Source organism: Ruegeria sp. BHSB058 (assembly GCF_059613285.1).
Genome location: NZ_JBXWSF010000131.1, coordinates 1 through 6,633 on the forward strand (window position 1 = coordinate 1; position 6,633 = coordinate 6,633).

A 6,633-nucleotide genomic window follows, 5' to 3' on the forward strand; every position below is an offset into this window, starting at 1 on the left:
GTCGATCGGGTCGATGATGAACACATGCTCGCGGTGCAGGCGGTCGTCGTTATCCTCGGTCTCTTCGCTCAGCCAGCCATAACCGGGCCGGGCCGAGGGCAGCCGTTGTTCCAGCATGGCGTTGACGGCCAGATCCGCCTCTGTCACCGGTCCGCCGCCTTGCGGCTTGTCCCAGCGCTGGGCGGTATCGCCCGAATACCGGGTGGCAATCCGCCCGGCCTCGAGCGCGGCCTCGACGAGCAGGGACAGGTCAGTTTCCGGCAAGGGTCATCCCTTCGACAAGAAGTGACGGGACCACGCGGGACAGATAGGGGCGTGCGTCATTGGCCGGGATGATCCGCCGCAGCATGTCACGCAGATTTCCCGCAATGGTGCATTCATTGACCGGATACGAGATTTCGCCGTTCTCGACCCAAAAGCCGGATGCGCCCCGGGAATAGTCGCCGGTATTGGGGTTGATGGTCGACCCGATCATCGAGGTCACCAACAGCCCGGTCCCCATGTCGCGCAACAGATCATCGCGGCTTTGGCTGCCTTGTGTCAGGCTCAGGTTCCAGTTGCTGGGCGACGGTGGTCCTGATACGCCGCGTACGGCGTTGCCGGTTGCGGGCAAGTCCAGCTTGCGCGCACTGGACAGATCCAGCGTCCATCCAGTCAGAATGCCGTCTTTCACGATCGCACGTTTTGCGGTTGGCAACCCTTCGGCATCAAAGGGGCGCGAGCCCGATATGCGGGGACGGTGTGGGTCTTCGACCAGTGACAACGCGTCGGGCAACACATGTTCGCCCAGACTGTCCTTGAGCCACGAGGCCCCCCGCGCAATGGCCGCGCCGTTGCTGGCCGCCACAAGATGACCGATCAGCGAAGAGGATATGCGCTCGTCGAACAGAACCGGAAATGTTCCCGTGCGGGGCTTTCGCGCACCGTGCAACTGCACTGCGCGCTCTCCCGCGGTTTGTCCGATGTCCCGCGCGGAGCGAAGGTCGGATTGAAAGGTGCGGCTGTCACCGTCATAGTCGCGCTCCATCCCTGTGCCCTCGCCGGAAATCGCGACGCAAGAGATCGAGCGGCTGGATCGTGCATAGCCCCCGGAGAAACCGTTTGTCGCACACAGATGAACGCGATGCACGCCATAGCCCGCCGCCGCATCTGACACTTGTGTCACGCCTTTTACAGCTTTCGCCGCGGCCTCGGCTTCCAGTGCGTCCTGCATCAGCGCCTCGGCGCTGGGTTCGGGCGTGGGGTCAAACAGCTGCAGCGGTTCGACATCCCACGTCTTGATGATCTGATCCGAGCCAGCAAGCCCGGCATAAGGGTCTTCTGGCGCTTCGCGGGCCATGGCAATCGCGCGTTCGGCCATTGTGGCGAGGGTTTCTGGCCGACTGTCGGAGCTGGACACGATGGCCTGTCGCTTGCCCAGAAAAACCCTCAGCCCAAGATCGACACCTTCGGACCGCTCGGCCTTTTCCAGCGTCGCGTTACGGGTTTCGACGGAAACCGAGGACCCGTCGATCACAATGGCATCTGCGGCATCCGCGCCCGCCTTGCGGGCCGCATCCAAAAGCGCGTGGCTGATTTCTTCGGGTGTCCGTTTCATATGGCCTCCGTCGTCTATTCTGGACCTAGCCTTGCCCTGTTCGTGCCGCAAGGCCCGATGACCAAAGAATGCTGCATATCGGTGATGAATCGGGTTGCGACCCGATCCGGAAGGGCTTGTGCCAAAGCAAACAAAAAAGGGCCGCCACATCGGCAGCCCTTTGTTTGCGGCGTGAAATTCAGATTACTTGATCCGCTGGCCATTGGCCATCACATGCCCCTGGTCGTTGATCTCGATTTTCGAGTTCAGCGTGTCCGGCGCGTCCCCCGGCACGGCAAACAGACCCATCATCATCCGGGCGCCCATCGCGTCTTCGTCGGATACAAAGCCCATTGAGATCAGCTTGTCGATCAGCGCATTGGCCCCGACCAATTGCAGGTTTGCTTCGCCCGACGGGGCGGGGACACCGTCAAAGGCGTCAAGGTTGGAATTGTCGAACGTGAAATCCCCTGTGCCGGTCAGCTTTGCCCCGACAAGCGAGACAATCAACTCGTTGATCCTGAGCGAGTGCAGCTCGCCCGGAGCCGCATCGGTTGCGTCCAGTGTTTCGGCCACGGCGGGGTCAAGGAAGTTCACCTTGATCTTGGCCGTTCCACTTGTGTCGAGGGCGATGGTTGCCGGATCGCGCGGCAGCGCGCCCGCCGGGTCGAACATGCCCCACAGGATATCCGACATGGTGAAATCGGTCAGGTTCATGGCAAAGGCAAAGGGTTGTTCTTCGTCAGATGCCTGAACCGGAATGTCGAACTTGATCCCGGCACTTGCCATCGCCAGTTCGATCGGGAAGGGCAGGTCCGCGGTTGAGACAGCAATTTTGACGCCTTTCTGAGCGATATCGTACACGATATGTGCGGCATCCATGGCAATTGCGAAATCACCCCCTTCGGATTGGCTGGACATCTCGAACTGCTGGCCATCACCGACGCCTGCGATTTCGCCCGCCCCCGATGTAAAGGTGAATTTGCCGTCAAAGTCGAAGCCGGACTCGACAAGGCTGTTGTAATTGGCGGGATCGAATTCCTTGGGAATCGTTCCTGTGCCCTCAAAGCTCAGGCCGTTCATTGTACCCTTGAACTTGCCCTGGTCTTCGGATTCGGGATCATCAAAGGCGACATCATAGGTCAGGCTGTCGGCTGTCATGCTTTGCGTGAGGTCGCGCATCTCGCCGATTTTCATCTGCGACTTGCCCGCAACATTGACCATGTTCATGGCTGCTGAAAGCGCCTCGGGCGGAAGCGTTTCACCATCGAAGTCAACCGAGGTCAGCGCAACGCCGACACGGTTGGCGGCATAGTCATAAGTTGTGTCTTCGGGCGTGCCGGAAATCACCATGTTCAGATCATCATGCGAATAGGTCAGTTCTGCCCGAAACGTCTCGCCCTCGGATTTTCCGTCGATGACCATCGGAAAAGAGGCGGGGAATCCCGCGGTAACCGTGCCATCGCCATTCTCGGTAAGTGTCATGGACGGAATCGTCATCGAGAACTGGCCGTCTTCCTCGGGCAGTTCCATGGTCATCGCCATGTTGGCGATCGTCATGACGGAACCCGAATTGCTTGTCTCGCCGGTCACTTCATAGCCCATGCCGCCCAGGTAAGCTTGCCAGTCAGCCCAAACGTCGGCTGCGGTCAGGTCGGCCCACGCGCCCTGGGTTGCGACAACATAGGCAAGCACGGCACCGCAGCTGCGGCGATAGAAAGCAGTCATAAGAGAACCCTTCTCGATCAATTTCGCGCGCATCGTCGGGCTTGAGGGCGCGGGCGTCAAGGGGGCAAGGGCTGGACCCTTTCCCCCTTTGCGGGCTACGACTTGCGACAGATGGAATTTAAAGAGGGCATCCTCATGGATATGCAGGGCAAAACCGTTCTGATCACTGGCGCAAGCCGTGGAATTGGCGCCGAAGCGGGGCGCGTATTTGCCGCGGCGGGCGCGAACGTGGTACTGGCTGCGCGGGGCGGGGCGCAGATTTCGGCGTTGGCGGCGGAAATTGGAGAAAAAGCCGTCGCCGTGCCGTGTGACGTCAGCGATTACGCGCAGGTCGAGGCGGCGGTGGCCACCTGCGTGACTCGGTTCGGCGGGCTGGATGTTCTGATCGGAAATGCCGGCGCGATCGAGCCGATCTCTCATCTGTCGCGGGCAGACCCGGCGGCGTGGGGACATGTCATCGACGTCAATCTCAAAGGCGTTTTCTACGGCATGCGCGCCGCGCTGCCGGTAATGCGCGCGGGCGGTGGCGGATCGATCCTTACCATCTCGTCGGGGGCGGCGCACAACCCCATCGAGGCGTGGAGCCACTATTGCGCTTCCAAAGCAGGGGCTGCGATGCTGACCGAGTGCCTGCATCTTGAAGAGGGGCACCACGGCATCCGCGCGATGGGCCTTTCGCCGGGAACGGTCGCCACCCAGATGCAGCGCGAAATCAAGGCCAGCGGCATCAACCCGGTCAGTCAATTGGATTGGGAGGCACACATTCCCGCCGACTGGCCCGCGCGGGCGTTGTTGTGGATGTGTTCCGAGGATGCCGACGAATATGTCGGCACCGAGATTTCGCTGCGGGACGAGGGCATCCGCAAGAGGGTTGGTCTGGCATGATCGAACTGACCAAAGAAGGCGGGCTTTGGATCGCGACCATCAACCGCCCCGACAAAGCCAATTCGTTGACCGGGGCGATGCTTGAGGATCTGGCGGATATTGCCGAGGCCGCCGTGGATGCCAAGGCGCTGATCCTGACCGGGATCGGAAAGGTGTTCAGCGCCGGGGCCGATCTGGACGAGGCGCGGGCCGGGCTTGCAACGTCGGACGTGTGGGAGCGACTTTCGGGCGCTATCGCCGCGCTGCCTTGTCTGACCGTGGCCGCGCTAAACGGCACGCTTGCCGGGGGTGCGAATGGTATGGTGCTGGCTTGCGACCTGCGCGTTGCCGTGCCGTCGGCCAAATTCTTTTATCCGGTGATGAAGCTTGGGTTTCTGCCGCAACCTTCCGACCCCAGGCGAATGGCAGCCCTGATCGGCCCGGCGCGGACAAAGCTCATATTCATGGCGGGTCAAAAGATCACCGCAAAAGAGGCTTATACCTTTGGATTGGTGGACCGGGTTGTCGAAGCCGATGCGCTGATGGACACTGCCCGCGAACTGGTTGCCGACAGCCTTGCCGCGAAACCTGAAATCGCCACGGGTATCGCGGAGATGTGCGGATGAGGATTTCAGCCCTCCGGCTGCGTGTGGCCGACCCAGCGGGACTGGCGCGTTTTTATTCCGATGTTCTGGGCATGGGAACAACCCCCGCGGGCGAAGGCTGGCGCGTCGGGTATGCCGGGCAGGATGCCGATCTTTTGTTGCTTCCCGGTGGCGGTGGATATGTCGCTGACCGGGGACAGAGATACTGGAAAATCGGCATCACCTTGCCCGATGTTGATCTGGCCGTCGCCCATCTGCGGGACCGGGGCGTAGCCGTCAGCGATCCGGTTCAGTTCGTGGATATCGGATATATGTGCCATCTGGCCGATCCGGAGGGGTTCGCAATCGAACTTCTCCAGCATGATTTCGAGGGCAACCGACCAGAACGAGCGACGACGCCCGGACATCCGTTTTCCAATACCGGCATCGGGCAAATTACCTTGCGCACGGGCGATATTCAGGTCGAAGAAAAGGTGTGCAAATCACTCGGCTTGCGCCTGTTGTCACGGCAGGATGTGGCGGCTTTCGGATTTGACCTGCATTTTTACGCCTTTACGGATGAGACACCGCCAGATCCCGACCTCTGGGCTGTCGAGAACCGGGAATGGCTGTGGAAACGACCCTATACGACCTTGGAGTTTCAACATATTCCTCAAGCGCGGTTCGCCCCCGTGCCGGACTATCTGGGATTGGAAATCGAAGGGCTTTGCGAGGTGACCACAGATGCCTTTGGGGATCCGTTGTTGCCCGGTTGACCCTACTCCAGGCGGACGCCCGCTTTCTGCATATCCGCGTGAGCGGCGGCAAGTGAGTCGTCCAGGTCGATTGCGCGGCAGGCGTCCAGTTTCACGGTGACGTCGAACCCCAGTTTCGCTGCATCCACGGCCGAGTAATTGACGCAGAAATCAGTGGCCAACCCGACCATCGTCAGGGCGGTGATCCCGCGCGTGCGCAGGTAGCCTTCAAGCCCGGTAGGCGTTGTGTGGTCGTTTTCGAAAAAAGCGGAATAGCTGTCGATGGCCGCGCGAAATCCCTTGCGCAGGATCAGATCGGCATCTGTTCTTAGTTCGGGGTGGAACGCGGCGCCGCCGGTGCCCTGAACGCAATGATCGGGCCACAGAACCTGCAGCCCATATGGCATCTCGGTCACCTCGAACGGAGCTTTGCCGGAATGTGAGCTGGCGAAGGAGGAATGGCCTGCCGGGTGCCAGTCCTGCGTCAGGATTACCGCATCGAACCGGCTTATCATGGCGTTGATGGGCGCGATGACCTCGTCCCCTTGCGGCACCGCAAGCGCACCGCCGGGGCAGAAATCGTTTTGAACGTCGATTACAAGCAGGGCATGGGTCATGTGCGGGTCTCCGGGTTGTTTATTCAGGGGTAAGCGGCGCCTTGTCCGGCGTCAACGTTCCGAAACGCCTTGCCGGGTGTCGTTCGGTATCTATGCGCCCCATGTGTCGCTGAGGCGATAGCCTGAGGGCCAGGGGTCTTCGGGGTCCAGCATGTGCTGATGGATGCCGGTGATCCAGGCGCGGCCTGAAATCTCGGGAATGATTGCGGGGCGATCGGCAAGTTGCGTGGTGCCGACGATCCTGCCGGTGAAGCGCGAACCAATGATCGACACCGCTTCAAAGGTCTGGCTCTGTGCGATTTGCCCCTTCGCGGCCATCAGCGCCAGTCTTGCAGATACTGCCGTTCCGGTCGGTGACCGATCGACCTTGCCCGGCTGGATGGCAACGGCAGATTTTCCAGTCAGCCCGCTGTCCGTAGTGGAAAGGGGGCCACAGAAGGCGCAAAAAGAGATGTGATTCCAATCGGGGTTGTCTGGATGCGAGAACCCGAGTTGTTCGTTCGCGGCAC

General features: G+C 60.8%; 8 protein-coding genes. 3 read left to right on the forward strand and 5 right to left on the reverse strand.

The window, feature by feature from the left end; all coding sequences use genetic code 11:
• The 3 genes from AC2FNB_RS20130 to AC2FNB_RS20140 form a co-directional block, all read right to left on the reverse strand.
• Positions 1-264 (reverse strand): inositol monophosphatase family protein (locus AC2FNB_RS20130; protein ID WP_496748564.1); only part of this gene is annotated, 264 nt, incomplete at its 3' end.
• The gene (locus AC2FNB_RS20135) at positions 251-1,597 is read right to left on the reverse strand and encodes a TldD/PmbA family protein (protein ID WP_496748565.1); all 1,347 of its coding nucleotides are present in this window, start codon (positions 1,595-1,597) and stop codon (positions 251-253) included. The genes AC2FNB_RS20130 and AC2FNB_RS20135, both read right to left, overlap by 14 nt.
• A gap of 183 nt (positions 1,598-1,780) precedes the next feature.
• Positions 1,781-3,304 carry a DUF2125 domain-containing protein gene (locus AC2FNB_RS20140; protein WP_480748893.1) on the reverse strand — a complete coding sequence of 508 codons (1,524 nt, stop codon included), beginning with the start codon at positions 3,302-3,304 and terminating at the stop codon, positions 1,781-1,783.
• Between the two features lie 135 nt (positions 3,305-3,439).
• On the opposite strand from AC2FNB_RS20140, the gene AC2FNB_RS20145 reads away from it, so the two are divergent.
• The 3 genes from AC2FNB_RS20145 to AC2FNB_RS20155 are packed head-to-tail and all read left to right on the forward strand — an operon-like array spanning position 3,440 to position 5,528.
• Positions 3,440-4,189, forward strand: coding sequence for an SDR family oxidoreductase (locus tag AC2FNB_RS20145; protein WP_496748570.1), 750 nt, complete (start codon positions 3,440-3,442; stop codon positions 4,187-4,189).
• On the forward strand, positions 4,186-4,794 hold the full coding sequence (locus AC2FNB_RS20150; RefSeq protein WP_496748566.1) for an enoyl-CoA hydratase/isomerase family protein: 609 nt from the start codon (positions 4,186-4,188) through the stop codon (positions 4,792-4,794). The genes AC2FNB_RS20145 and AC2FNB_RS20150 overlap by 4 nt, the downstream gene beginning before the upstream one ends.
• Complete coding sequence (locus AC2FNB_RS20155) at positions 4,791-5,528, forward strand: VOC family protein (RefSeq protein WP_496748567.1); 738 nt, start codon at positions 4,791-4,793, stop codon at positions 5,526-5,528. Before AC2FNB_RS20150 ends, AC2FNB_RS20155 begins: the two co-directional genes overlap by 4 nt.
• 2 nt (positions 5,529-5,530) lie before the next feature.
• Here AC2FNB_RS20155 and pncA read toward each other — a convergent pair whose 3' ends face one another.
• Together pncA and AC2FNB_RS20165 are read right to left on the reverse strand one after the other, a co-directional pair.
• Entirely contained in the window at positions 5,531-6,124 is a 594-nt protein-coding gene (pncA, locus tag AC2FNB_RS20160) for a bifunctional nicotinamidase/pyrazinamidase (RefSeq protein ID WP_496748568.1), read from the reverse strand.
• 90 nt (positions 6,125-6,214) lie between these two features.
• On the reverse strand, positions 6,215-6,633 hold a 419-nt coding region (locus AC2FNB_RS20165), incomplete at its 5' end, for a proline racemase family protein (protein WP_496748569.1).

Excerpts from the sequence above, each read along its gene's own strand:
- AC2FNB_RS20135 (WP_496748565.1), bottom strand. The coding sequence starts at position 1,597 with ATGAAACGGACACCCGAAGAAATCAGCCACGCGCTTTTGGATGCGGCC.
- AC2FNB_RS20140 (WP_480748893.1), bottom strand. The coding sequence starts at position 3,304 with ATGACTGCTTTCTATCGCCGCAGCTGCGGTGCCGTGCTTGCCTATGTT.
- pncA (WP_496748568.1), bottom strand. The coding sequence starts at position 6,124 with ATGACCCATGCCCTGCTTGTAATCGACGTTCAAAACGATTTCTGCCCC.
- AC2FNB_RS20150 (WP_496748566.1), top strand. The coding sequence starts at position 4,186 with ATGATCGAACTGACCAAAGAAGGCGGGCTTTGGATCGCGACCATCAAC.
- AC2FNB_RS20155 (WP_496748567.1), top strand. The coding sequence starts at position 4,791 with ATGAGGATTTCAGCCCTCCGGCTGCGTGTGGCCGACCCAGCGGGACTG.
- AC2FNB_RS20145 (WP_496748570.1), top strand. The coding sequence starts at position 3,440 with ATGGATATGCAGGGCAAAACCGTTCTGATCACTGGCGCAAGCCGTGGA.